Here is a 25,522-nt window from a genome sequence, read left to right as displayed (position 1 = left end):
TTTTAGGCTAAATTGTGTTGCCACTGATATTTTTGAACCAGATAATTAAACGCTGCGGTATAACCAAAAGCGCCCATGCCACAGATGACGGCTTCAGCTTTGTCGCTAAAATAAGAATGCTGCCGAAATGGCTCACGCGTGTGAATATTGGAAAGATGTACTTCTATAAAAGGTTTATTCACGGCGAGTAGGGCATCGCGAATTGCTACCGATGTGTGAGTAAAGGCAGCGGGATTGATGATAATCGCGTCAATCAGCTCGTGAGGATTTGTGGTCAATAAACCGTGATGATGGATTTTATCAATGAGGGCAGATTCTTGATTTGTTTGAAAACAGGTGAGTTTGACTTGATGCTTGCTGGCTAATTGTCTTATATCATCTTCAATATCTTGTAGGGTTTGAAATCCGTAGATTTCTGGTTCTCGCTTGCCAAGCAAATTGAGATTGGGACCATTTAATACTAACACATGGGTTAGTTGGGTCTTTGTTGCTATTGCTGTCGTTGTCGTCATGATGCTTCCTTTATCGTGGGTGATTTAAAATTTCCTCAAGTTTTTGCAACCTCAACTTATCAATGGCTTCGCCGATGTGTTTGCCGGTCAGCTCACTTGCCACATCTTTGGCAGAAATTTGCGTTAATTGCGTTTTGATGGTGGCTAACAGCGCGGTTTGTTTGACCTGTTGATAAAGATGAACGACTTTCAAGGCTTGCTCTAAAAGTGAGGTGTCTTTAAGGCTATTAGTTAATCTTAACAGTTCAAATAATTGCTCCGCAGTTAAGTGATCGAAATTTTTTAATTTATCAAAGTGCTCAAGAATAAATAACCCCAAGCGCTCAGTGTTTTTTGGTACCTTTAAGCCTTGGCAAAATTCTAAATACTCAGTGGTTGGGTTGTTATGTTGCTGATCAGACTTAAAGCAGGTTGCAACCAAAGCAAACTTCATGACGTTGTCCGCTTGTTGCGCTCCTGCAATTCGCAGGCTAGATAACATCAATTGCCATTGCTTAGGATTATCATTCGATGCTTGATACAATTTTGGCATAATGACATCAAGGACATTGAGCTGATAAAGCGTGTCAAAATAAATGTCCGACCAAGCCTGCATTAACGCTTTTGACGTCTCTGACCATACCCGCTCAGCGACAAGATGACTCAGCTCACCTGTGGCTTTCATTTGGCTGGTAAGTTTCGTGGTTGACTCATCGACCGTAAATCCGAGCGGGGCATAACGACTGGCAAAACGGGCAAGGCGCAATACACGTACCGGATCTTCTGTAAAAGCGGCTGACACATGGCGTAATTTTTTTTGCTTAATATCTGCTAAGCCACCATACGGGTCGATAATATCGCGCACATCAAATTTGCCCTGTTTAAAACCGCAGTCAAACAAGCCATTGACTTGTATGGCCATGGCATTGATGGTGAGGTCGCGCCTGGCTAAATCTTCCTCTAAGGTGACAGCAGCGTCAGCGTGTACGTTAAAACCAAGATAGCCGTTACCGCTTTTGCGTTCCGTGCGAGCCAGTGCATATTCGTCATGGGTCCTTGGATGTAAAAAAACCGGAAAATCGGCACCTACCTGCGAAAATCCCAGTTCTAGCATCTGCTCAGGCGTTGCGCCGACCACCACATAATCGTGTTCAGTGACCTCGCGCGCTAATACATAATCGCGTACCGCACCACCGACCAAATAAACTTGCATGACCACCCCGATGTTTTAACTAAATTAAACCCATAAAAAAACCAGTTTAGAGCACTAAACTGGTTTTATCAATCAACACAAAATTATTTTGCCAATTCTTGCGCTTGCGTTACCGCTACAGCTGTCATATTGACGATACGACGTGCTGTCGCAGAAGATGTCAAGATATGCACAGGTCGTTGCGCTCCCAGTAACAATGGACCGACAGTCACACTATTGGTCGCCGTTTTTAATAAGTTAAATGCGATGTTAGCCGCATCTAAGTCTGGCATGATGAGTAGGTTGGCTGAACCTGTTAATTTGCTAAATGGGAATGAGGCATGGCGGATACGGTCATCAAGCGCGGTATCACCATGCATTTCGCCGTCAAACTCAAAATCAACATTCATATCGGTCAGTAAATCATAGACTTGACGCATTTTTTTGGCGCTTTCAAAGTCAGATGAACCAAAGTTTGAATGTGATAGCAATGCCACACGCGGTTCAAGACCAAAGCGGCGGACTTCTTGGGCTGCTAATACCGTCATTTCCGCTAGTTGTTCAGCAGTTGGGTCTTCATGTACGTAAGTGTCAGCAATAAACAAGTTACGACCTTGAATCAATAAGGCATTTAACGCATAAAAATCTTTAGCATCCGCTTGTTTTTTGATCACATTTTGCACGTAGTTTAAGTGCAAGTGGTATGAACCAAACGTACCACAAATCATACCATCAGCATCGCCACGTTCAACCATTAGCGCGCCAATCAAAGAAGTTTTACGGCGAACATCACGACGTGCCAATTCAACCGTCACACCATTGCGTTTGTTCATCTCATAATAAAACTGCCAGTAGTCTTTATAACGTGGATCGCTTTCGATGTTGACTAGGTCATAATTTTCACCTGCCACCATACGTAAGCCCAAACGCTCGATTTGGTTGGCAATAATGGTTGGACGACCGACCAAGATAGGTTTTGCCAAGCCTTCATCCACCACCACTTGCACTGCCCGTAATACGTTTTCATCCTCACCTTCACAGTAAACGATACGTTTTGGTTCTTGTTTGGCACGGGTGAAAATAGGTTTCATCAAGAAGGCAGAGTTATAAACAAACTCTGAGAGTTTATCGCGATAAGCACGCATGTTTTCGATGGGTAGCGTGGCAACGCCAGAATCCATCGCCGCTTTGGCAACCGCTGGTGCAATCTCCAAAATCAAATTTGGCTCTAGCGGTCCCGGGATTAAGTATTCACGACCAAAACGTTGGGTTTCATCCACCGTTTTTTGACCTTTTTGTGGCGTGGCTTCCACATGTGCCATGGCAGCAATGGCTCGCACGCAGGCAATTTTCATTTCTTCGTTGACGGTCGTGGCACCTACATCAAGCGCTCCACGGAAAATATACGGGAAACACAGTGCGTTGTTTACTTGGTTTGGATAGTCAGAGCGACCTGTAGCGATAATCGCATCGGGACGCACCGCTTTGGCATCTTCAGGTAGAATTTCTGGGTTTGGATTGGCTAGGGCAAAGATAATTGGATCTTGCGCCATGCGTTTTACCATATCTTGGGTCAGCATGCCAGCGGCAGATAGACCTAAGAACATATCCGCGCCTTCAATCACATCCGATAGGGTTTTGGCTTCGGTATCGCGGGCATAACGCTGTTTTGATTCATCGAGGTTTGCTCGGTTGCTGGTGATGATGCCTTTTGAGTCAGCGACAAAGATGTGTTCTTTTTTGGCGCCCAACGCACAAATCAAATCCAAGCAAGAAATCGCTGCGGCACCCGCACCAGATACCACAATTTTGATATCTTCGATTTTTTTGCCGGTAATTTGTAGCGCGTTTAATAACGCGGCAGACGCAATAATCGCGGTGCCATGTTGGTCATCATGGAACACAGGGATATTCATGCGTTTACGCAGTTCTTTTTCGATATAAAAACACTCAGGTGCTTTGATATCTTCAAGATTGATACCGCCGAAGGTGGGCTCTAAAGAGGCAATCGCTTCGATGAATTTATCCGGATCGTTTTGCGCCACTTCAATGTCAAACACATCAATGCCGGCAAATTTTTTGAACAGCACGCCTTTACCTTCCATCACAGGTTTTGACGCCAAAGGACCGATATTGCCCAATCCTAAAACAGCGGTACCATTGGTCACCACCCCGACTAAGTTGCTACGAGCAGTATAAAGCGCGGCTTTTTTGGGGTCTTTTTCAATTTCCAGACAAGGTACGGCAACGCCAGGCGAATAGGCAAGTGCCAAATCCCGTTGGTTGGCAAGTGCCTTGATGGGAGTAACAGAAATTTTACCTGGGCGTGGATTGGCATGATAATGCAAAGCGGCTTGTTCAAATAATTCTTTGTCTGATAAGCCATTGTTGGTCGGCGATAATTTATCCATAATATCCTTCGTTGCGACAGTCGTTTTCGAATCGTAGTGTTCGCTATTCTAGCACTATTGACAGATTGATGACTAGTTGAGTACCGGCAAAAAATAAAACTAGTTAGGTAAAAAATCGCGCTACCGACCTTGTCTGTTACCTCAAGATGAGCAGCTGACACATATTTCAGGCGCATCTGCCAACGGTGGCTCAGTGTCACTTGGCTTGGCTAATGCACTAACTTGGTAAGGATTAGCCAATAGCTGATATAGTCTATTTACCTCGCTCATGTCATTTTGTTCAGCCAATTCAATGGCTTGCTGTGCCATACTATTTCTTAATATATACACTGGATTGTGGCTCATTACCAACGGCAAAGAATCCTGCTGTAATTTGGTATGGTAGGTAGCAATCCAATCCGCTAAGGTCGCATTGGGTTGACCGTTACTGCTGCTAATTGAAATTTTCAACTGATTAAGTAAATTAAATTCATGTAATAGGTTTAATTTATCATTGGGCTTGGCGTCAGCAACAATAGCTACCAGCGCTCGCAAACTGTTGGTAAAGTCGAGTTTGTTTTGCTGCATGATCTCTAAATACTGCAAAGCAAAGTCACAGTTTTCTTCACTGCTGGGTAAGCCAAATTTTTGGCAGAGACCTTGCTGATAATACTGATAAAAAATCTCACCAAAACTGTCTAAAATGTCGGTTAATTGCTCGCGCGACAAGGTTTCTGGCGGATGATTGGCGGTCAATTTTTCGCCATTAAGGCGTAAAAATAAGGTAATCAGACGTGACAAATTCCAAAGTCCAATGGATGGCTGGTTTTGATAAACATAACGCCCGTTGTAATCAGAATGGTTATTGATCCAAATCGGATTAAAGCGCTCCATAAAGCCATAAGGACCAAAATCGATGGTCCCACCTGTGATGGATAAATTGTCGGTATTCATCACCCCATGGGCAAAGCCAATCAGCTGCCAATCAGCCAGAGTTTTGGCAGTTTTATCAACGACTTGCCGCAAAAAATCTTGAATGGGCGTGTCACTGTCAAAACACGATTTAAAATAGGTTTTGATGACATAACGGGTAAAATACAGCAATAAATCAGGCGCATAATTCGCCACCCATTCAAAATGCCCAAAGCGAATATGACAATCTGCAGTACGTAGTAGCGCCGCGCCGCGTTCGCGTGTCTCACGGTTGACAGGGGTATCTGAAACCACAAAGCCTAGTGCGTTGCTAGACCGAATACCCAAGCAATTAAGCGCATGACCTGCCAAATACTCTCGTACTACGCTTCGAATCACCGCACGACCATCCCCCATGCGCGAGTAGGGGGTTAATCCTGCCCCTTTCAGATGTAAATCGGTTAATTGTCCGTCTTTATCGATTACCTGAGCGAGTAATAGACCACGACCATCGCCCAGTTGCCCTGCCCATTGCCCAAATTGGTGTCCAGCATACGCCATGGCTAACGGTTCAAAGCCGTCGGGAACGATGTCACCGCCCAAGATTTCAACCCAATGCTGCCTTAAAAACTCATCGTCTGCCCAACCAATTTGGTTGGCGACTTGCGGATTAAAATGCCCTGCTTGCGGGTTGGTGAGCGGTTTGGGGGGTTGTTTATGATAAAGCCTTGGATCGAGCATGGCATACGAGTTTTCGATTTTCATAATTTTTCCATTTTTATAGGCATGACTAATCTGGCGGTTAAATGCCCCCTGTTTAGGGGCGTTTTAAGTCATTAATTGCGCTATAATAGCGCGTTAACAGCCGGCTGAAAATTTGATTAAGCTTGCTGACGTTTTTTAAAATTTATATTGCTTACTATACCTTTATCCGACGATAGGGTCTGTGCAATAACTGTGCATGAATCATTACCGCTGTAAAACTCACTTTTTGCTGTGATAACTTTCTGCTGTCATCAAGTATTACTTGTTAGAAAATCCGCTTAAAAAAAGCAGTTAAAAAACTATCTAAAAATCCACATACTTAAAGGAAGGTCATGCCTGCGTTAGATCTGAACAATCCCAACAATGTCTATTTGGTTCAGTCGGGGTTTAATGTCCAAGATATCGAAAAATCGCCTACCTTGGTCAATTTGCTCAATCGATTTCAAGGTAACTTACTCATTGATGAGCAAGATACCACCGTCGGTGTCGGCGCAAAAGCCTACGGCAATACCATTCATATTGCTAAAAGTTATAAAAATTTTTTGAACATCGCCCATGAGCTAGGGCACGCAACCGGTCAATACCAACAAATTAATCGTGATAAAGACAATTTGTATCAATTTGATACGCCACAAGCCTATGGAATGGCACGCGCCAAAGCGGAGGGTGAGGCAACTTATTATGAGTTTTTGGTGGCAAAAGAATTGGGGTATCAACGGTTTGTCAAACCCTTGTGGCTTGATAACGCGGCAAAACCGCAAGATAAAGATGTGTTTACTGAAGTCGATGAAATCATGCGCCAAGCAATCAGTGAAAACGACAAAATAACCCAATTGGCAGTCCTTAATCAAAGCATGTTGCCCAGTGGGCAGTTTCACGCGCCACTTTATACGTATGATGAATACAATACCTTGGTGTTCTTGAATAACCGTTTTGCTATTTCGCGTATATCGCAAGATTATCAGCAAGCATTTGGCAAGCCACTGGATTGGAACAGTTATGAAGCCAAATCCCTTGCTAATAAAGCTAACCAGCATTTTGGCACCTTAGCTAATGACGTCATCATCAATCACCATATTGACGGTTCTGTACTTGGGCAGCAGGGTGTAGGGGATTTATTATGGGGTAGTCAGGGGGACGATGTGCTAGTGGGTAATAGCGGTCAAGATAGGCTGCTAGGCGGTGCTGATGATGATGTGCTCATCGGCAATGCCGGTGATGATGTGCTAGTGGGTGGCACAGGCAATGATTTATATTATTTCACCAAAGGATTTGGTCATGATACCATCATCAATGCAGGCGGTGGCAAAGATACGGTTTACCTTGCGGATAGAGGCTATGACGAGCTCAGCTTGGTCACTCAAGAAAAGCAGGACTTAACGCTGGATTTTGCAACTAGTTCGCCCAATGACAATGAGAACAACCATACACCGACTGACGATCAACTTACCATCAAAGATTTTTATTTGGGCGGCGATAACGCCAGTTTAGCCATCGGTTTTGCAAAAACCGGCAACGCCAACCCTGCGATGCTGATGCCAGTCAGTCAATTAACAAATTTGGGCTCAGTCGCGCAGCGTGATATGACTGATTATCAGTCAATACTGCAAAAATCTCTTTTACAACTGGGCAAAGTCAATCTTATTGCTACAAACGACAAATAAGCGGTTTGTCACACAAACGCAAAAAGATACTGCAAGGAAATGCGATGTTACCATTAGAAATTAAATATTTGCAAAACGCTCAATATGAACCCACCCATGCGGCAATGCTGGCGCGCGTGTTATCGCGTATCGAGCAAAAAAAATCTACCAGCAGCGAGCAGGCGCAGCTTAGCGCTGATGAGTTATGGATTGTGGATCACGAAAATGTGTTTACACTGGGTCAAGCGGGCAAACCTGAACATATTTTGCAAAGAGATAATACCCCCATCATCCACACCGATCGTGGCGGTCAAGTCACTTGGCACGGTCATGGGCAGTTGGTGGTGTATTTTTTATTTGATTTAAATGCGTTGGGGTGGGGCGTGCGCGATTTGGTCAGTAAAGCTGAAAACATCATCATTGATGTCATCACGCCTTATTTGCCGCCAGATTTTTATGCCAAAGCGCGTGCGGATGCGCCAGGGGTGTATGTGTATAATCAAGACGATTTAGAACTTGGTAAAATTGCGTCATTGGGATTTAAGATAAAACACGGCTTTAGTTATCATGGCATCGCCATCAATGTACAAAATGATTTGACCCCGTTTCAAATGATTAACCCTTGTGGCTATGCCGGCATGACCATGTTGCGTCTAGCAAATTTTGCGGACGTGGATTATCAAGCATTTATCCAACAATTTATCAACCGTGTCAACCAAGAACGCCAATTTAGCCTAAGCAAATAAAATTTTACTAGCGGCTTAAATATAAGAGCCTTTAATATAACTGTCTTTAATTCAAGGATTGATTAGAGTAGGTAATGCCTTTAGCTTCATACACTTGGTAAGTCGCCTGCAGTAAATCATCAATATACGGATTGGATTGGTGTGCCAGTACATTCATAAAAATCGGGGTGGTCGCATCTTCGTGGCGTAGACGATGATAATGAATTTGCTCGGTACGGACGGTTTTTAAACTATCAGGCACTAAGGTGATACCTTCACCTGCCGCCACCAAGCCCAAAGCGATTTGGATATCGCGCACTTTGGTGGTCAAATGAGGTGACAATTGGTGGCGGGCAAACAAATACATGAGTTGATCAGTTTCGCCATTGAATAGCGGATTTTGCAGGATTGGCAAGGGCGTGCGATGATACAAAATAAGCGTATCTTCTAGCAACTCTTTAAATGCGATGCCGATATCATCCGGGCGTGATGCCAAGGGGTGCGCCATTGGCAGTGCCACCACAAAGCGTTCATGACGTAAAAATATCTGTTGCACAAAGTTGTCACTGTGCCGAAATCTTCCAAACCCTACATCGATGTCCCCCGACTTTAGCGCTGACATTTGCTGCTCCGAATTGATTTCGACCAGCTTGATATCCAAATTGGGATGTCGCTGTTTGACTGTAGAAATAATTTCAGGCAACAAACCGTACAGCACTGAGGCGACAAATCCAATCGTGAGATGATTGGTTCGATGCGGCTGGGCAAAGCGCTGAGTCAACTCACGGGCTTGCTCAAGTTGTAACAATATTGGCTCAATCTGTGCCAAAAAAAAATGTCCCGCCGCTGTTAAAGTCATTGGGCGGTGATAGCGATCCAGCAGCTCGACACCCAGCTCGCTTTCAAGTTGCTGCACATGGCGGCTTAACGATGGCTGTGATATAGCTAAGGTTTTGGCAGCTTGGCTAAAACTGCCGGCTTTTGCCACTACCACAAAATAGGTAAGTTGGGAAATATCCATATCAATACTCAATGATCATTACAGCGTTGTGTTATCGAGGTTAAAAACTGTTTACTCATTCAATAAATGATTTATGCAACAAATTTGCGATCAAGCCAAACCGTTAAATCAATGTCACTAAATCAATGTTACAAAAAATGTCAAATTTATGTCCCAATTTCACGCTATTCTAACCAATATACTATAAAATTTGGGCAATACTACGTTAAAAACCTTACGCTAAAAAAACAGTTTAAACCTCTAGATTAAGTTGCTCATTATGGCCATCCGTCTACCAAAGCCAAAAAAAGCCCAGTCCTTACCCCCGATTGAACCCAGTTTCGATAATATGCATCAAGTTGATGAAATGCAACCTGATGAAATAATTGCAACTGAAGCTGGTACGTCTTTTGTCACGCTAACCGAGATACATGAAGGCTTTAATAATCGTCGGTTTTTTGATTGGCACGGTCGGGTTAGCCGTGTTCAGTTTTTAGCGTATTCTACCTTCAATGCGTTGATAGCATTAATGCTGATCGCTTCGCTATTTGTGATGATTGGTGGCTTTCAAGGCATGGTAAATGCCAGTAGTGAGCAGTTGCCGATGAGTTTGCTCGGCGCAAGTAGTGTGGGTGTGGCGGTTTTGTTTTATCTACAGCTTGCCGTTAGCAAACGCCGCTTCAATGATCTTAACAAAACAGGGTGGCTTGCGCTATTGATGCTAGTCCCTGGGGTAAATGTCTTAGTTTACCTTTACTTGCTAGCAGTCAAAGGCAGTGAAGGCGCCAATTATTATGGCTTACCTGCTAGACCTGCTACCCAGTTAAAAACGGTACTGATGGTATTGATTCCGCTGTTAGTTATGTCACTTATCGGTTTGCTAACCCAAGTTGTCGTGCCCAGCTATCAGAGTTATCAAGCGATAAGAAACAGTAGAGACGCTCAAAACAATGTCATTCTAACGGCAACAAACCCTAGCCAATCGGCACAGACATTGCCTGCAACTGCTTCCGCTGTTGCTGCCTCGACCACTCAACCAGAGAATTTAAGAACAGAAGCGGTGGTAATTACCGGTGAGCAATTAGGAAACGGCGTGGCTTCCAGCCCACAACCCACCGCGTCCGCGAATGTCAATCCCGCTACAACTACCAATCAAGTGTCAGACACGCTTGCCAACACGCCAAGTATGACTAATCAGATGCCTGAGGCGCCAACTGACGCCGCTAATCCCGATACCCTAAATCCTAATAGCTCAAATTCCAATTCCCCAAATTCCAATAACCTAAATCAAGGTTCAAATGAGCGCGCGCAGACGGGCGGTAATCCAACAACGAATGCCACGAATAGTCAAGGAGTGGTTTCTTATGAAGACTTTGTCAAAGCCTCTGAACAACAAATATTTATCGATAGAAGATAATTTGTTTACAGCTAAGGTTAAATGAATACTTTAATCCTGACCAAAAGTGTAAATTAATTGTCAGTGAGTTTAACTATCTGCGGTTTACAAACGGTTTCAAATCTGCACATTTGCTAATACAAGTTAGCTAAGTATAACAAAACCACAATCAAACCTATGATTAAATAACGGCATGATATCCCTATAATGTTATCTATCAAGAAGGGGTATTTAACATGAAAATTAACAAAACACATGACAGTATAAGGAGTGGCTTAGCATCTCAAAGTTTGGCGTCTCAGTTAGTTTTTGCTAACGTGCTTGAGCATGATTATCGCCAAGCGACCGTCAAATCGGTATTACCGCATTCGCTTAATTCTCAAACTTATTTAGCAGATTACTCATCTAATTTTTTTACCATAAAAGGTGAGGACAATCAATTAACCAGAGACTTACGATTTAAAGATATTTTTAACAAGTCTGCAAAGTTACCAAGAAAACCCGCCATAGAGGATTTGGCGGATGATTTGACAACCGATAACAAAATCGATAATGAATCTTGGCGATATCATCGTAAATGGCTTAGTGTCGTCTTTATTATTTGGTTTTTTTTAGCGGTCGGTCTATTGCTAAATGCTGCCTATTATTAACTACAACTATTAGCAACAACAGTTTTTTAGATGAATCATTGCATTTCACCATGTGATGATTTTTTTTGGCTCAAATGCATGAAAAAAGTTTTATAATGAAGCAATTGTGATAAACCAACCAGTTAAAAGGAAATCGCTTGCTAGTCACTCAAACGGATGCTAATACGTCAACTATCGATTCAACACTCGATAATCAAACTAAAACTAAAAACAAAACCATCATAGACTTGCTTGCGCTTATCACCGATACCATGCCGCATTGGAAAGTGCATCGGTGTCAAGTGACGGATGGGGTTATTTCACAGCACTTGCCTATGAAGTTTATTTACCATTATGAGTATTTATCCGACCTACTCAAACTGCAACATCCGCTAAATGGTCAATTGCTAGCAAGCTTTGATCGATTGCTGACGCGAGAGCAATTTGCGCAAATGCTTGGCATTCATCTCCACCAAGTTGTTAATCCTTGGCAAATAAAGTTTGCTGGCAAATTGGTGGTGTTTTATCAACACCCTGACATTGCATTACGCTTGCATTGGGTGAATACCATCAAAACATTTGAGCCCATCTATCTACAATCAAAATTATCTCAAGCAGAATCGTTGCCCTATGCGATTGATAATGCTTTTACCAATTGGCAGATTACCGGGGTAGAAATTATTCAAAAAAATCCGCAGGTTGAGCTTGTGTATGACAGCGATGACACCAATGGCAATGGCGTCCAATCCATTTTGCCTTCCACCCAATTTGTGCCTGTGCCTAAGCCGTTAGCCAATTGGATGATGGCATATTTTCAGTCGCATCCCGTCATTGCCAATGAATGGTTGGCGCTAATTAAATCAGAAGCGCAATCTTATGCCCAAACACAGCATTTTATTGCCGACCCGTGAATAGCCACCAAAAATCTAGACGCATTTAGCCATCTGCTGCAGTATTAGCGCTTGATTGAGTGATTTTTTAATCGTTGTGAGTCTAAAGTGTTAACTTTTTTGATTGTATATCTTCTCTGCTGACTCCGATAAGTTCAGTCTGATAAAAAGCTGTCACGCACCACAGCCAACTAACCACAAAGCAGATTTACTCTGTTTGGTAATCTGAGGCGTGGATAGGGGTGTTTGGCTAATATTGTGGGTAAGCTCGCCTACATTAAGACCGCAGCTGGTCAAAAGCGCGGATAATAATTGATATTTGACGGCATAATTCATGTTTTGGGTATTGGCAATGGTGTGGGTAACCATACCGACCACTTCGCCTGTGGGAAGCAGGAGCGGACTGCCACTTGAGCCAGGCTGAATTGGCGCAGTAAACTGCATAAAACGAATATCATTGCCAATGCCTTGTAGCCCTGCGATATTGCCTTGGGTGACTTGTAATTGACTACCAAGACCTGTTAGCGGAAAACCAAGCGTGGTAATCTGCTCGCCCAGCAAATCATAGCCACGTTCTCGCACGGGCAGATAACTTGGTAAAGGCTGATTGACTTTAAGTAACGCGGTATCACTACCTTCATCTGCCAGCACCACTTGGCATTCCATATCGGGATAGCCTTGTTGACGCAGTGCGATTTGGTTTGCCCCGTCCACCACATGCTCACAAGTGAGTAAATGATAGGGATCAATTGCAAAAGCCGTCCCAGTCCAAGTGTCACCTGGCTGAGGGCGAGGACGTCTGTTGTCTGGTATGGCGTGCAAAACGTTGCCTGTCGTCATGTTGTTAGGGTAACGGGCGTCAAGGCTGATTTGTAAACGGTCGGCAAAATTGGCTAGACTTTGACTAGATGTTTCCGCGAGTGCTCGGCATTTATATTGCCCATTACGCTGGTAGATCTCCAGCACAATACTGGCTTTGATATGGCGCTCTGGGGTATGAAACGTATAATCAATGTCATTGCCCACTTTAATACTTATATCATTGACTTCCACCGCAGGGGCAATCACACTAGCGTCTTGGTAAGCATACACGATCAGTTGCAGATGCTGGGTTTGATTTTGTGAAAACACATGGGCTAAGTCTAATTTCCAAACATGGCTTTTCTCACTCTCGACTGTCAGCGCTGCCCAATCTTTGCTTTCATGCAGATAAGCAGGGCTGGTAGTTGCTCGGCGACTCGCGTCCATCGCTATCCAAACGCAGCCCATCTCAACCCCAAAACGACTAGCATTTTGGCTAGTTACTGTCACTTGGCAAGGCGTGTGGGGGATAGGCGTATTTGCCCCAAGTACCAAAGTTGGCATCGTGTTTCCTTATTTTTTTATTATCCGAATAAAAAAATACCCCATTGACAGCAAATAGGGTATTGTTATCTACAATTAGACGTTAGGCATGTGGTGTAATGGCCGGCATCAAATCATGAAAGGTACGACCACTGGCAATTTCACCAATGGCATGCATTTTCCATTCACCATTGTGGCGATAAATCTTTGCTAAAATCAGCGCGGTATGACTGCCTTGGGCTGATAAGTTATAGCGAGCCACTTCGCTATTATTGCCGGCATTAACGATACGACAAAACGCATTGGCAACTTTCTCAAATGTTTGACCCGTAAAGCTATTCACAGTAAATACCAGTGACTGTACATGAGCAGGGACACGAGATAAATCGACATTGATGACTTCATCATCGCCATCCCCTGCGCCTGTGCGGTTATCGCCTGTATGAACGATACTACCATCCTTTGACTGCAGTTGACCAAACCAAATTGCATCGATGGGCTGTTTGCTCGCGTCAAACATAATGCAAGATGCATCCAAATCGATACTATCATTACTACCGCCGCCACCGAATAGACTGCCCAAAAAGCCACCGGATTTTGGGGTGGATGCAACATCCCACCCTAGACCCATTTTGATACGAGTCAGTGCCGTGCCTGCTTCTTTATCGAGTGAAATTTTTTGTCCTTTTTGTAGACTAACCGCCATCTTTATATCCTTTATTTAATGATTTGTTATAGTTATTTTAATGGTAAATTGCTGCTTAAAATCCGATTTAGCCGATATTTACGCCATATTGTTGGCACATAGCTGCTAAGCCACCTGCATAGCCTTGACCCACCGCACGAAATTTCCATTCGCCATTGTGTTTGTAGACTTCACCAAATACCATCGCAGTTTCGATGGAATAGTCTTCTGCTAAGTCAAACCGTACTACCTCTGCCCCTGTTTCTTCATTGACCACACGAATGAAGGCATTGGATACTTGACCAAAGTTTTGATTACGAGCTTGGGCATCGTGGATGGTCACAGTGACTGCAATTTTTTCAATATCGGCTGGTACTTGTGACAGGTTAACTTTGATCACTTCGTCATCACCGTCACCTGCCCCTGAGCGGTTGTCCCCGGTGTGTTCAACTGCACCGTTGTCAGATTTTAGTTGGTTATAAAAAATAAAGTCATGGTCACCGCGTACTTTGCCTGTATTATTAAGCAAAAATACGCTGGCATCTAAGTCAAACTCTGCCCCTGATGTGGCACGCTCATCCCAACCTAGACCAATTAATAACCGTGTTAGGGTAGGATCTGTTTTTGACAGGGATAAGTTACCGCCTTTATTAAGTGAAATAGCCATTTGTATCTCCTATATTATAATATTGAATTAGCTAAAATTTTTCTGAGGGTGTTTTCCTCCCTTAAATTAAACAATTATCTGTATAAAGTCAAAGCTCTATTCTTTAGCTTAACGCTTTATACAAAAAATATTTTAAAATTTTTGAGGTATGCTTAAAAAAAACGGAAGAAAAATATTTACTAAACTTGCATCCTAAACCAGAGTTTACCATGAGTAAGAAAAGAGTAGAACACAGCGACACCTATAAGGCTGAAGCCCGCGCCAAAATCAACTGATGGCAGCCTTGTCACCTGCGGGAATTTCTAATACTTTGACCGTCAAGCTGCTTGATAAAATCTACCAAAAGTTTTTATACGATTAGCAGATGTTATTGGTTACAATATGCTTATGTAAATTCTAGTGCTCGACCTTATAATTGCACTAGTTTTTGTTTTTTGGTTTTTGGTTTTAATCGGGTATGGCTGGCGGGCTGTTAATAAGCTGGCATCAAAATATTTAGTAATTTATATTTAGTGACTTATATTTAGTAATTTGGATGGTTGGGGAAGCATAACTTTATGGAAGGCTCGATTGATCTCGTTAGTTTGGTAACGCACGCCAGTATTTTCGTCAAAATTATCATGGGCATTTTATTATTTGCTTCTTTGTTGTGTTGGGTCACTATTTTTCGTTTAAGTAGTCGCTTGGCAATTGCCACGCGCGCCGATAATTATTTTGAGCAAACCTTTTGGTCCGGGGTTGAATTGCCAACCCTATACAAAGGCGTTCAAGGTAACCCAGATAGAAGTGGACTTGAGCAAATCTTTTTTATTGGCTTTAGTGAGTTTTTAAAACTGCTCAAAAACACCCAAGCGCGTAGTGAAATCATTGAAGGCGTCGAGCGCAAACTTCGCGTTGGCTTGGGGCGTCAGCAACTCGAGCTTGAGCAAGGATTGCCGTTGCTAGCCAGTATTGCCTCGGTCTCGCCATATATCGGTCTGCTTGGTACGGTCTGGGGGATTATGACGGCTTTCATGGGCTTATCGACTTCTTCGCAAGCCACACTGGCTGCGGTTGCCCCGGGTATTGCCGAAGCCTTGATTGCCACGGCGCTCGGGTTGTTTGCTGCGATTCCAGCGGCACTGGCTTTCAACCACTTTACCGCAAAAAACGATAAAGTTTATCAAAGTCGTAGCTTGTTCTGTGATGAGATGACAGGCATGTTACTGCGACAAACTGTGGATACGGCTACCAACTTACCGACGGGGCTCAATTCACCTGCCATGATGCCCCCGCTCGCTCGCTAGATAAATGCTAAACGCTAAACGCTAAACGCTAAATGCTAAATAAATGTTAGATAAATTTTATTGAACAACTTGACACTATGAAAGCAAACCCTTACAGCCGTAGCCGTCCTCAAAAACTCAATGCAGGCATGAATGTGGTGCCTTATATTGACGTTATGTTGGTGCTGCTTGTTATATTTATGGTGACCGCGCCCATGCTAACGACGGGAGTGGATATTGATTTGCCAAAAGCGCAAACCAAATCACTACAGCAAGGCACGCAGTTACCGGTGATTGTGTCGCTAAAATCTGATGGGCAGCTATATTTAAGTACCCAGGACAAAACCGATGAGCCAATGAGCGAAGAGGCGTTAATTGCGACTTTGAATAATTTGCAATCTCAGCCTCAATACCAGTTCGATGGTAAGCCCAATGTCAATGTGATGATTAATGCCGATCAAAATAACCAATATGGTGATATTATCCAATTGATGGCAAACTTGCAGCAAGCGGGCATCCAAAAGGTTGGCTTGTTAACGGCACCGCCAAAAGCAGCCAGCAAGTAGCCTTTTAATCAAGTGGTTTTTTAATCAAGCAGCTTTTAAATGAAGTAGCTTTTTAATCAAGTAGCTTTCTAATACGATGACCTTTTAATTTTTGATTGAACATTTTTGCTAGAATAAGGAAATACTGAGACGATGTATGCTGAAGTGACCTCAGTCTATGTACCCGTCAAAACACCCGATTACCCGTTTTTGGCGATTGTGCTCAGTGCCATTGCCCATGCGTTGGTGGTTGGGTTATTGTTTTTCTTTTATCATAACACCCCGCCAGCGCCCATGGAAACCTCGTTGATTACCCCTGAGCAGTTGTCGGCAATGCAACAGCAAATCAAAGCCAACCAACAAAATGAGCTTGCGCAAAACCAAGCCACGGCTGGCGAGATGGCTGACGCTCACACACCGTCTTTAAATTCGCAAACCCTATCAACTGTGCCAATGAACACGCCCCATTCGACATCAACCAATCAAATTGAAACGGTTAAAAATACGTTAGCCGCCAAGCAGGCGCAATGGGAAAAAGAGCAGGCGCTGTTTGCTGAAAAGCTAGACCGGGAAGTAGCAGCTGAAAGACAGAGCGTGATTGATGAATTAAACCAGCGCAATGAAACCCAGCAGCGAAATCTGCAAGATTATAAAATTGCCGAAAGCAATATTGATGAGGTAAAAAACGAAATACGCGCCAACAATGCCGCCTATAATAAAAATCTCAATGCCAATAGCGAGCGGCAAAGTGACAATGGTATCAAGTCACTGGATTTGGGTAAAGATGGTCAATCTACAGGTGCAGCGCAATCGCAATCATCTGGCGGTCAAGGTTCTAGCAGACGTGGTGGTGCATCGGGAGGGAGTTCGGCAGGCTATGTCAGCCAAGTCATGGCGATGATTGATGCAAACTGGAATGTACCAACCAATAGTAATGGCAATTCATTAACGGCGTCATTTAGCATTGCTGCGGATGGGACAATTAGTAATATCACTATTCGCGGCAGTAGTGATGCCGCTTTTAAAGCAAGCTTACAACAAGCAATCAACCAATCAAGTCCGCTGCCGCCCCCGCCAAATGGGGCAAGAACCATGACGGGCAATTTTAAAGCCAAATAGTAAAGTCAAATAGTAAAGCTAAACAGTGTTGTAGCGCCTAGCCTTGCCCAATCTTTTTTGGCGATCAAAACAATGCTATTATTTTAAAACCACTTTTTTAATAATTATAAATATTGCAGGCTAATTATGAACCATACTCTTTTGAAAGCGGCAGTCGTTGCCTTGTCTACCACTGCGATGCCACCTCTAGCAAACGCTGCTGATAACGTTGATTTTACCCTAGTCAAGCAGGCACCACGCTCTAACTTGCAAGTCGCCATCGTACCATTTGCTGGCGCGGAGAGTATCTCGGGCATCATCACCAATGATTTGACCAATTTGGGGCAATTTACTTTAGATAGCAAGTTGCCAGAGCAGCCTCATAGCAGTAGTGAAGTCACTTTGCCTGTCTGGCAGCATAACGCCGTCCCTTATCTGGTGGTCGGCAATACGCGCAGCAATCGTGGCAATGTTGAAATTAATTTTGAAGTGATTAATGTCGCGACAGGCGAGGTGATGCAGGGTCTGCAAACCGTCACCAGCAAAAATAACTCGCAAAGTTTGCGTATGGCAGGGCATAAGGTTGCTGACCGTATCTATGAGATATTGACAGGCATCAAAGGCGATTTTTCTGGGCGTATTGCGTATGTGGTGGAAACAGGCAAGCCTAAAAACCGTGTGTCACGTTTGGTCATTTCTGATGTGGACGGGTTTAACCCAAAAGTGATTTATGAGTTTAACGGTACCATTAAAACCCTAAATACCTCTGCTGACAATCAAACCTTTACTTTCCAAGTTCAGCCCGACACGCTAGGCTATCCGCAGGTCATGTCTGCCAATATTGTCAGTGGGGCAGTCAGCAATTTGACGAATTTTAAAGCCATGAACTATGGCGCATCCGTGAGTAAAGATGGTCGCGTGATATTTAGTAGCAGTTTTGAGAATGGCATACCGCAGATTTATTTGGCGCAAGGTGGCAATTCTCGTCGCTTGACCAATGACCCTGTGGGAGCTATTTATCCTAGTTGGGCGCCTGATGGGCAATCATTTGTCTACACTTCAGATAGAGCCGGTGGCAAAAAAGGCGGTAATAAAGGTCAAATTTATCTATACAATTTGGCAACCGGTAGTGAGCAGCGTTTGACAGGCGGCGGACTGAGCAGTATGGGGCGCATTAGCAATGATGGTAAAAAAATGTCCTATTTGTCGGGCGCCAATCAAGGCGTGGTGATGGATCTAGGTTCGCGCTCGGTAACCGCTGTAAATAACGTTGGGTTAAGTGAAGCCCCAGGTGTCTCACCCAATGGACAACACTATATTTACTCCAATAAAAATGTCATTACCATTGTATCCAATGGCAAATCCATCAGCATTAGCCCATCCCAAAATGGCGTACCCAATGGCTTGATTTATGGACCACTTTGGCTCAATCCAGACGCCAATAATGTTTTACCTTAACGAAACTTCAAATAACATGAAGCATGTTTATCTCTTACCCCGTTTATGGTGCGCCGCTGTTATGGCAATTGTCATGGCAATTAGCTTGGCGATGACAGGGTGTCAGACCATGCATTCGCCATCAACAAACATATCTAGCACCTCCTTGCAAAGTTCGACCTCATTGCCCAAAGTCATAGCGACTGCGCCAACCAATTTGCCGCATATGGATGCTAGACAGCTGTCAGGCAAGTTAATTTTTATTTATTTAACTGGATTTGGGGAAAATCGCCAAGGGCAGCTGATTGAAACCCAAATCGATGGCAGCAACCCAAAGACTTTGTATAAGGTCAATGGGACGATAATGAGCTTATCCGCCAGTCGCTTAGGTGACCGCCTGATTTTTACAGTTCAAGCAGGCAAAAGTTATCCTCAAGTCGTTATCCTTGATAGAGCGACTTTGCAAGTTACTGAGATTTCTGGGGTGTCTGGGGTTTCTGATGTGTCTGCGGTTTCTGCCAAACGTACTCATAATTTTAGCGGGGCAATCTCCCCCGATGGACGCCAATTGTTACTAGCAAATAGCCAAATGGGCAATCCAGAGATTTTTTTGACCGATAGCAGCGGCAATATAAAACAACAACTGACCCATCAACCAGCAATTGATTTAGCCCCTGTGTGGCTGCCCGATGGCAAGTCATTTATATTTACGTCAGATAAAGCCAAATTTTTACAACCGCAACTTTATCAATACCATTTTGCAAAACAACAATTTTTGCCTTTAAACTTGCCCGGTAAAACCAATGCCATCGCTCGGGTTAGTCCCTCGGGGCGTTTGATCACTTACGTCAGCGATAATAGCCAAGGCAGGCTCGCAGATATGGCAACTAAAAAAAATATCGCTATCAATGATGAAGGATTGGCTGAACCTGCCAACTTTTCGCCCGATGGCAACTATTTACTGTATTCGGCAAAAAACCGCATAAAAATCATCCCAGTACCAACCTTTAAACCATTGGCATCACAGCAGTCCCCTGTTAGCTGGACGGTCGAGTTTGCCGATAGCAACCACCAACCATTTACCATTCGAGAACCGATTTGGGTAATACCCTAAAGTCCATAACAATCAATTGAAATTCTATACTACGACCCGATAAAAAAAGTAATAATCATTGATGGAAAATTATAATGAACCTAGAAAAACCAACAGATGCTCACACACCTGACCCAGCCAACCCACAATTTGGTAGTGGGGCGAATGGTTATCCATCAGCGTTACCGCAATACACGCAGCTCAGTCAACACTTACCGGTGACCCAAAGCCAAATCAATTATAACCACATTACTTATGCGCTTGCCCTGTTTAGTTATTTTACCGCGGGGCTGACTTGGATTATTCCGATTGTGATGAATTATTTAAAGCGCGATGAGGCTAGGAACACGTGGCTTTATAGTCACTTTGATTGGCAAATCAAAACATTTTGGTACAGTATATTTTTTTGGATGATTGGTTTTGTCATGGTGATTTTTGCAACGGGTGGGCTATTTTTTGGCGCCGCCTTTGATAGCAATCGTACGATGGGTGGTAGCTTTATTGTCGGTGCTTTAGGCGGCTTGATAATCGTCGCCACAGTCTTATGGCATCTGTATCGCATTATTCGTGGTTGGATTGCGTTGTCAAATGGTCGAGCCGTGCCTTAGTCTTTGATTATAGGACGTTAAAAGCTAAAATCTGTAATCTATAAGCCGAGTTAAGCTCATATAGTAGTTAATGTAGCAGTGAAGGCAAAGAAAATTGCAGGTGTTTATTTAGCGTCAACACTGATATAATAGCTTTTCTGATTTTGACGAGATAGTCTAGACAGCGCGTCAACGGGTGCTATCTCTCAAGCTAAATAGGTTAGTTCTGCTTGTATAAAGGGCAGAGTCAATTAGATTCACCCATGCAATGTGAGTGCTTATTCAACTATGTATGCCTTTCTTCGTCCGTTCTTATTTAACACCGATCCTGAAAAAGCCCACGAAATCACGTTATCATTACTCGAAAAATCGCAAAAATTTGGGATGCTCGGGTTTTTGTACGGTAAGCAAGAATTGACGACAGAATGTATGGGGTTAACCTTTACCAATCCGGTTGGTTTGGCAGCCGGGCTTGATAAAAACGGCGAATATATCGATGCGTTAGCGGCATTGGGTTTTGGCTATATCGAAATTGGTACGATTACCCCAAAACCACAGCCTGGCAATGACAAACCCCGTCTGTTTCGTATCAAAGAAGCCCATGCTATTATCAATCGCATGGGATTTAACAATAAAGGCGTCGATTATCTCATTGAGCAAGTCAAGCGTGCAAAATATCAAGGTATTTTGGGTATTAACATTGGCAAAAATGCCAGCACGCCAGTTGAAAATGCCCTAGATGATTATATTTATTGTCTTGAGCGCGTGTATCCTTACGCGTCTTATATTACGGTGAATATTTCCTCTCCCAATACCAAAAACCTGCGTGACCTGCAAAGTGGTGATGCGCTCACGGCGCTGCTTGATGGTATCAAATCACGCCACAGCCAACTCGCTAGCCAACATCAGTATTATGTGCCATTAGTGCTGAAAGTTGCCCCAGATTTGGAAGAAGACCAAATTGATTATATTGCCAAAGAATTGGTGCGTTTTGATATTGATGGGCTGATTACCACCAATACCACCCTAAGCCGTAATGGGGTAGAAGACTACAAAACCAGTCAAGAAGCAGGCGGGCTATCAGGTCGACCACTGAGCCACCGTAGCACCCAAGTTCTTGAGCAGTTTGCTGAACGCTTACCGAGCTCAGTGGCGCTTATTGGCGTAGGCGGTATTGACAATGGTCAACGTGCGGTTAAAAAGATTGAAGCAGGTGCGGATTTGATTCAGCTCTATAGTGGTTTGATTTATGAAGGACCTGAGCTCATTCAAACCTGTGTGGAAGCCATTGACGGTTATCGTTTAAGCCAACATTCACCTTCTACTTTGTAAATCCCATGATACGAGCTTAACCTGATGACTTTGTTAGATATGCTAGTGTTGTTTGTATTGTTTATGGGGTTGTGGCAGGGATTTAATAATGGCTTGATGCGCTCACTGGTGGGCATGTTTGGTTGGCTATTGGCACTGCTGCTAGCCAGTTATTTGGCAAAACCTTTAGCACCGTTTTTTGTTTCGCTGACTGGCTCAACTGGCCTTAGTATTATTGCGGCATTTTTGGCAATTGGCTTATTTGTCATCGTGGGACTGCAAATCGTATTATGGGTGATGAGTAAAACCTTGCAGGGGCTTAGACTGAGTATCCTAGATAAATTGGCGGGCGCAGGGTTTGGCTTGGTCAAAAATTTGGTCATTGTGTTGATGCTGCTCAGTTTATTGGCGCCTTTTGTCAGTCAACGTGACTTTTGGCAGCAGTCTAAGTTTGCCAATGCGCTACTGCCAATGGCACCTTTTGCCACACAAATCACCCAACAGCTTGCTGCCAATCTGGGGAAAACCGCTTTCGAAGGAATAGGGCAAATGGGCAATAGCATTGGTAAGTTTGACTGACGGCTAAAGTATTGTAATTGTCAGCCGGCAAAAAAGCTAGTTTCATTCAATTTTCATCAGGTCTCTTTTCATCAGGTCTCATAGCCATCGGTGAAAAATTAAAGGGGTAAAATATGTGTGGAGTTGTCGGTATAGCCGCTCACAGTGAAGTTAATCAAATGCTATACGATGCGCTGACTATGCTGCAGCATCGTGGGCAAGATGCCGCGGGTATTGTGACATGTCAAGATGGCCGTCTGTTTTTGCGTAAAGAAAATGGCATGGTGCGCGATGTGTTCATGACACGTCATATGATGCGTCTTGTCGGTAATCAAGGCATCGGGCATGTACGTTACCCAACAGCTGGTACGTCTAGCAGTGCGGAAGCTCAGCCTTTTTATGTCAATTCGCCGTATGGTATTACCTTGGCGCATAATGGTAATTTGACCAACGCAGAAGAGATTGCCAAAGAACTGTTTATGGAAGATATGCGCCATATTAATACCGATTCTGATTCAGAAGTCTTGCTCAATGTGCTAGCGCATGAGATGCAAAAACTCGGTATCCAGCATCCAAGCCCCGATGATATTTTTGAAGCGATGACATCCGTCTACAAACGTATCGAAGGCGCGTATGCGGTAGTCGCTATGATTACGGGCTATGGTATTTTGGCATTTCGTGACCCCAATGGCATTCGTCCGCTGATTTTTGGTCAACGATTAGCGGAAAATGGCGGTTTTGAATATGTGGTGGCATCTGAGTCAGTTGCGTTAACTGCATTGGGTTTTGATATCGTTCGAGATGTGAAGCCCGGTGAAGCGATTTTTATTGATGAAAACAATAACTTCTTTAGTCGCCAATGTGTCGAAGCCAAAGAGTTTAGACCTTGTATTTTTGAATACGTCTATTTTGCCCGCCCAGATTCGATTATTGATAATATTTCTGTTTATAAAGCCCGTATGCGTATGGGCGAGTCGTTAGCGCAGAAAATCATCAAAGAATGGGGTGAAGATCACGGTATTGATGTGGTTATTCCTATTCCCGATACCTCACGTACTTCTGCGATGGAACTGGCTCAGCATCTAGGCGTAAAATACCGTGAAGGCTTTATGAAAAACCGTTATATCGGTCGCACCTTTATTATGCCAGGTCAACAGCAGCGCAAAAAATCGGTACGTCAAAAATTAAGCGCGGTGCCTTTTGAATTTAGAAATAAAAACGTATTGTTGGTCGATGATTCAATTGTACGTGGCACGACTTGTCACGAGATTATCCAAATGGCACGTGATGCAGGCGCCAATAATGTGTATTTTGCCAGTGCCGCGCCACCGGTCAAATATCCCAATGTGTATGGTATTGACATGCCAGCGCGCAATGAGCTGATTGCCTCAGGTCATAGTGTGGAAGAAGTGTGTAAAATCATCGGCGCGGATCGTTTGATATTCCAAGATTTGGATGACTTGATTGAAGCGGTACAAGACAAACACAGCGATGCCAAAAAATTTGATTGTTCGGTATTTGATGGCAAATACATCGCCGGTGGTATTGATGAAGATTATTTGGATGAATTACAGCGTAAACGCAGTGATAAAGCCAAACAGAAAAAATCTGGCATACAAGACGTGGCTGATACGCCTGTGGATATCGTCGGGGTACAAACCGAGGTATAAGTTATCCTGCATAAAAAAAGCCCAAGTTGGGCTTTTTTTATGGCTATTGAAAACCTATCAGATTTAATCCCCATAAAAACCCGTTAAGGCTAGCAATCCCCACTAGCATACTTAGCAGTAATTGCTTTTTCCAATGATAGCTGAGCAACACCACTATCAGCGCTAATATCTCTGCCACAAGTAATGGTGATAAGCCCAGACTCATACTTATAGGCTTAGGCTGCTGCCAATGCAAGGAAGTTAAAATCAACAGCGTCATCACGGATAATGGCAATGCTTTATTCACCGCGAGCAACAAGGGGGCATCCAATAATCGCTTTGGCAAAATTATCGGGGTCAAGCGGGTGAGAAAAGTCACCAACGCCATGGCAAAAGTAGCGGCGATTAAATAAACGTTATCAGGTGGTGTGTTCATAATATTCTAACGATTAATGGATAAATTTTTTGGCGGTTGAGCTGTCAGGTAGTTTGAACTGTCAGAGAGTTTGCTCATGAGCAGATTTATTGCCCATAAAAAAGTGGATGATAATGAGTCCCAAACTCACGCAAATCGCTGATAGTAGCAACCAATCGGATATAAAATAAAACGCCACTATAAATGCAATGATGGCGATGAAAATGGGATAGTAAGCCTTGACCGCTTTAAACTGCTCGTAGGCTAAAATAGCAAATAAGCACACTAACGCAAAATCCAAATGGGGTACCCAATCATTGAGCCCTTCACCCAGCAAAATCCCCAATATGGTACCGATAACCCAATAACACTGATTGAGTAAACTCACAGGTAGTATCAGCCTTTGGCGTTCATTTTCATGAAGGGTGGTTAACACGGAAAAAGTTTCATCGGTTAACGCAAACAAGCAATAAAATCGACTGATAGGATTGGTTGGTAATTGTTTTAACAAAGGAATGGCATAAAAAGCATGGCGCAAATTTATCGCTAAAGTATTGCTGGCGATGGTTGAGATTCCAACCCCGCCCGCTAACAGCGTAATAGAAGCATATTGCGCCGCACCCGCATATAACACCACACTAGATAAAATCGCCGCCCATATAGGAAGTTTTGCTGCCACAAACAACACGCCAAAGGCAATCCCTGCGGGGATATAGCCCATTGCTACAGGAAAGCTTACTTTAAATGCCTGTTGCCATAACCCATTTTTCATTAATTCATTGTAAGCCCCCGACCATACCCCTATTGAGGTGGTATCCAGACATGTGGTAGCAGC

Annotated in this window: 24 protein-coding genes; 14 read left to right on the top strand and 10 right to left on the bottom strand. The window is 43.6% G+C overall.

Annotation, left to right across the window (positions count from 1 at the left end):
- Positions 1-2: 2 nt before the first annotated feature.
- From aroQ to RTN07_RS10470, 4 genes are all read right to left on the bottom strand, one after another.
- Positions 3-512 carry a type II 3-dehydroquinate dehydratase gene (gene aroQ / locus RTN07_RS10485; RefSeq protein ID WP_312177891.1) on the bottom strand — a complete coding sequence of 170 codons (510 nt, stop codon included), beginning with the start codon at positions 510-512 and terminating at the stop codon, positions 3-5.
- Between the two features lie 10 nt (positions 513-522).
- Positions 523-1,704 carry a tRNA nucleotidyltransferase/poly(A) polymerase-related protein gene (locus RTN07_RS10480; RefSeq protein WP_312177889.1) on the bottom strand — a complete coding sequence of 394 codons (1,182 nt, stop codon included), beginning with the start codon at positions 1,702-1,704 and terminating at the stop codon, positions 523-525.
- An 83-nt stretch (positions 1,705-1,787) separates the two neighbouring features.
- Positions 1,788-4,094: an NADP-dependent malic enzyme gene (locus tag RTN07_RS10475; RefSeq protein ID WP_312177887.1), complete on the bottom strand. Its 2,307-nt coding sequence runs from the start codon at positions 4,092-4,094 to the stop codon at positions 1,788-1,790.
- A gap of 141 nt (positions 4,095-4,235) precedes the next feature.
- Positions 4,236-5,750 (bottom strand): protein adenylyltransferase SelO, encoded by a 1,515-nt coding sequence (locus tag RTN07_RS10470; protein WP_312177886.1) that lies wholly within the window; start codon positions 5,748-5,750, stop codon positions 4,236-4,238.
- Between the two features lie 332 nt (positions 5,751-6,082).
- Between RTN07_RS10470 and RTN07_RS10465 the strand changes: the two genes are divergently transcribed.
- Positions 6,083-7,414, top strand: coding sequence for a calcium-binding protein (locus tag RTN07_RS10465; RefSeq protein ID WP_312177884.1), 1,332 nt, complete (start codon positions 6,083-6,085; stop codon positions 7,412-7,414).
- 44 nt (positions 7,415-7,458) lie between these two features.
- Positions 7,459-8,139 carry a lipoyl(octanoyl) transferase LipB gene (lipB, locus tag RTN07_RS10460; protein WP_062330400.1) on the top strand — a complete coding sequence of 227 codons (681 nt, stop codon included), beginning with the start codon at positions 7,459-7,461 and terminating at the stop codon, positions 8,137-8,139.
- Between the two features lie 46 nt (positions 8,140-8,185).
- Here lipB and RTN07_RS10455 read toward each other — a convergent pair whose 3' ends face one another.
- The gene (locus RTN07_RS10455; protein WP_062330402.1) at positions 8,186-9,139 is read right to left on the bottom strand and encodes a LysR family transcriptional regulator; all 954 of its coding nucleotides are present in this window, start codon (positions 9,137-9,139) and stop codon (positions 8,186-8,188) included.
- Positions 9,140-9,398: 259 nt separating this feature from the next.
- Between RTN07_RS10455 and RTN07_RS10450 the strand changes: the two genes are divergently transcribed.
- From RTN07_RS10450 to RTN07_RS10440, 3 genes are all read left to right on the top strand, one after another.
- Positions 9,399-10,535 (top strand): DUF805 domain-containing protein, encoded by a 1,137-nt coding sequence (locus RTN07_RS10450; RefSeq protein ID WP_312177882.1) that lies wholly within the window; start codon positions 9,399-9,401, stop codon positions 10,533-10,535.
- Between the two features lie 215 nt (positions 10,536-10,750).
- Entirely contained in the window at positions 10,751-11,164 is a 414-nt protein-coding gene (locus tag RTN07_RS10445) for a hypothetical protein (RefSeq protein ID WP_007116714.1), read from the top strand.
- A 137-nt stretch (positions 11,165-11,301) separates the two neighbouring features.
- Positions 11,302-12,054 carry a hypothetical protein gene (locus RTN07_RS10440; protein ID WP_312177880.1) on the top strand — a complete coding sequence of 251 codons (753 nt, stop codon included), beginning with the start codon at positions 11,302-11,304 and terminating at the stop codon, positions 12,052-12,054.
- A gap of 153 nt (positions 12,055-12,207) precedes the next feature.
- Here RTN07_RS10440 and RTN07_RS10435 read toward each other — a convergent pair whose 3' ends face one another.
- The 3 genes from RTN07_RS10435 to RTN07_RS10425 form a co-directional block, all read right to left on the bottom strand.
- The gene (locus RTN07_RS10435; protein WP_312177878.1) at positions 12,208-13,398 is read right to left on the bottom strand and encodes a S1 family peptidase; all 1,191 of its coding nucleotides are present in this window, start codon (positions 13,396-13,398) and stop codon (positions 12,208-12,210) included.
- Positions 13,399-13,480: 82 nt separating this feature from the next.
- Positions 13,481-14,083, bottom strand: coding sequence for a TerD family protein (locus tag RTN07_RS10430; RefSeq protein WP_007116711.1), 603 nt, complete (start codon positions 14,081-14,083; stop codon positions 13,481-13,483).
- A 67-nt stretch (positions 14,084-14,150) separates the two neighbouring features.
- Positions 14,151-14,729: a TerD family protein gene (locus RTN07_RS10425; protein WP_007116710.1), complete on the bottom strand. Its 579-nt coding sequence runs from the start codon at positions 14,727-14,729 to the stop codon at positions 14,151-14,153.
- A gap of 557 nt (positions 14,730-15,286) precedes the next feature.
- Here RTN07_RS10425 and tolQ point away from each other — a divergent pair.
- From tolQ to purF, 9 genes are all read left to right on the top strand, one after another.
- Positions 15,287-16,015, top strand: a complete 729-nt coding sequence (gene tolQ / locus RTN07_RS10420) for a protein TolQ (RefSeq protein ID WP_076776105.1) — start codon at positions 15,287-15,289, stop codon at positions 16,013-16,015.
- A 77-nt stretch (positions 16,016-16,092) separates the two neighbouring features.
- Entirely contained in the window at positions 16,093-16,560 is a 468-nt protein-coding gene (gene tolR, locus RTN07_RS10415; RefSeq protein WP_076776109.1) for a protein TolR, read from the top strand.
- A gap of 132 nt (positions 16,561-16,692) precedes the next feature.
- The gene (gene tolA / locus RTN07_RS10410; RefSeq protein ID WP_076776113.1) at positions 16,693-17,658 is read left to right on the top strand and encodes a cell envelope integrity protein TolA; all 966 of its coding nucleotides are present in this window, start codon (positions 16,693-16,695) and stop codon (positions 17,656-17,658) included.
- A 126-nt stretch (positions 17,659-17,784) separates the two neighbouring features.
- Entirely contained in the window at positions 17,785-19,095 is a 1,311-nt protein-coding gene (locus tag RTN07_RS10405; protein ID WP_312177874.1) for a TolB periplasmic receptor, read from the top strand.
- Between the two features lie 73 nt (positions 19,096-19,168).
- A complete protein-coding gene (locus RTN07_RS10400; RefSeq protein ID WP_312177873.1) occupies positions 19,169-20,188 on the top strand; it encodes a hypothetical protein in 1,020 nt (339 codons plus the stop codon).
- Between the two features lie 74 nt (positions 20,189-20,262).
- The gene (locus RTN07_RS10395; RefSeq protein ID WP_312177871.1) at positions 20,263-20,775 is read left to right on the top strand and encodes a DUF4870 family protein; all 513 of its coding nucleotides are present in this window, start codon (positions 20,263-20,265) and stop codon (positions 20,773-20,775) included.
- 267 nt (positions 20,776-21,042) lie between these two features.
- Positions 21,043-22,086 (top strand): quinone-dependent dihydroorotate dehydrogenase, encoded by a 1,044-nt coding sequence (locus tag RTN07_RS10390; RefSeq protein ID WP_312177869.1) that lies wholly within the window; start codon positions 21,043-21,045, stop codon positions 22,084-22,086.
- 24 nt (positions 22,087-22,110) lie between these two features.
- Positions 22,111-22,644: a CvpA family protein gene (locus tag RTN07_RS10385; RefSeq protein WP_312177867.1), complete on the top strand. Its 534-nt coding sequence runs from the start codon at positions 22,111-22,113 to the stop codon at positions 22,642-22,644.
- Between the two features lie 113 nt (positions 22,645-22,757).
- Positions 22,758-24,293: an amidophosphoribosyltransferase gene (gene purF / locus RTN07_RS10380; protein WP_065252635.1), complete on the top strand. Its 1,536-nt coding sequence runs from the start codon at positions 22,758-22,760 to the stop codon at positions 24,291-24,293.
- Between the two features lie 43 nt (positions 24,294-24,336).
- On the opposite strand, the gene RTN07_RS10375 is transcribed toward purF, so the two are convergent.
- Both RTN07_RS10375 and RTN07_RS10370 read right to left on the bottom strand, forming a co-directional pair.
- The gene (locus RTN07_RS10375) at positions 24,337-24,708 is read right to left on the bottom strand and encodes an AzlD domain-containing protein (RefSeq protein WP_312177866.1); all 372 of its coding nucleotides are present in this window, start codon (positions 24,706-24,708) and stop codon (positions 24,337-24,339) included.
- 61 nt (positions 24,709-24,769) lie between these two features.
- Positions 24,770-25,522: AzlC family ABC transporter permease (locus RTN07_RS10370; RefSeq protein WP_409455561.1), on the bottom strand; the 753-nt coding region annotated here is incomplete at its 5' end.

It is taken from the genome of Moraxella sp. CTOTU46934 (genome assembly GCF_031979465.1).
In the GTDB taxonomy this organism is placed as follows: Bacteria; Pseudomonadota; Gammaproteobacteria; order Pseudomonadales; family Moraxellaceae; genus Faucicola; species Faucicola tetraodonis.
This window is presented reverse-complemented; position numbering and strand designations above follow the sequence as displayed.

Coding starts and splice junctions, on each gene's coding strand:
- aroQ (WP_312177891.1), bottom strand. CDS start 512: ATGACGACAACGACAGCAATAGCAACAAAGACCCAACTAACCCATGTG.
- RTN07_RS10480 (WP_312177889.1), bottom strand. CDS start 1,704: ATGCAAGTTTATTTGGTCGGTGGTGCGGTACGCGATTATGTATTAGCG.
- RTN07_RS10475 (WP_312177887.1), bottom strand. CDS start 4,094: ATGGATAAATTATCGCCGACCAACAATGGCTTATCAGACAAAGAATTA.
- RTN07_RS10470 (WP_312177886.1), bottom strand. CDS start 5,750: ATGAAAATCGAAAACTCGTATGCCATGCTCGATCCAAGGCTTTATCAT.
- RTN07_RS10465 (WP_312177884.1), top strand. CDS start 6,083: ATGCCTGCGTTAGATCTGAACAATCCCAACAATGTCTATTTGGTTCAG.
- lipB (WP_062330400.1), top strand. CDS start 7,459: ATGTTACCATTAGAAATTAAATATTTGCAAAACGCTCAATATGAACCC.
- RTN07_RS10455 (WP_062330402.1), bottom strand. CDS start 9,139: ATGGATATTTCCCAACTTACCTATTTTGTGGTAGTGGCAAAAGCCGGC.
- RTN07_RS10450 (WP_312177882.1), top strand. CDS start 9,399: ATGGCCATCCGTCTACCAAAGCCAAAAAAAGCCCAGTCCTTACCCCCG.
- RTN07_RS10445 (WP_007116714.1), top strand. CDS start 10,751: ATGAAAATTAACAAAACACATGACAGTATAAGGAGTGGCTTAGCATCT.
- RTN07_RS10435 (WP_312177878.1), bottom strand. CDS start 13,398: ATGCCAACTTTGGTACTTGGGGCAAATACGCCTATCCCCCACACGCCT.
- RTN07_RS10430 (WP_007116711.1), bottom strand. CDS start 14,083: ATGGCGGTTAGTCTACAAAAAGGACAAAAAATTTCACTCGATAAAGAA.
- RTN07_RS10425 (WP_007116710.1), bottom strand. CDS start 14,729: ATGGCTATTTCACTTAATAAAGGCGGTAACTTATCCCTGTCAAAAACA.
- tolQ (WP_076776105.1), top strand. CDS start 15,287: ATGGAAGGCTCGATTGATCTCGTTAGTTTGGTAACGCACGCCAGTATT.
- tolR (WP_076776109.1), top strand. CDS start 16,093: ATGAAAGCAAACCCTTACAGCCGTAGCCGTCCTCAAAAACTCAATGCA.
- tolA (WP_076776113.1), top strand. CDS start 16,693: ATGTATGCTGAAGTGACCTCAGTCTATGTACCCGTCAAAACACCCGAT.
- RTN07_RS10405 (WP_312177874.1), top strand. CDS start 17,785: ATGAACCATACTCTTTTGAAAGCGGCAGTCGTTGCCTTGTCTACCACT.
- RTN07_RS10400 (WP_312177873.1), top strand. CDS start 19,169: ATGGCAATTAGCTTGGCGATGACAGGGTGTCAGACCATGCATTCGCCA.
- RTN07_RS10395 (WP_312177871.1), top strand. CDS start 20,263: ATGAACCTAGAAAAACCAACAGATGCTCACACACCTGACCCAGCCAAC.
- RTN07_RS10390 (WP_312177869.1), top strand. CDS start 21,043: ATGTATGCCTTTCTTCGTCCGTTCTTATTTAACACCGATCCTGAAAAA.
- RTN07_RS10385 (WP_312177867.1), top strand. CDS start 22,111: ATGACTTTGTTAGATATGCTAGTGTTGTTTGTATTGTTTATGGGGTTG.
- purF (WP_065252635.1), top strand. CDS start 22,758: ATGTGTGGAGTTGTCGGTATAGCCGCTCACAGTGAAGTTAATCAAATG.
- RTN07_RS10375 (WP_312177866.1), bottom strand. CDS start 24,708: ATGAACACACCACCTGATAACGTTTATTTAATCGCCGCTACTTTTGCC.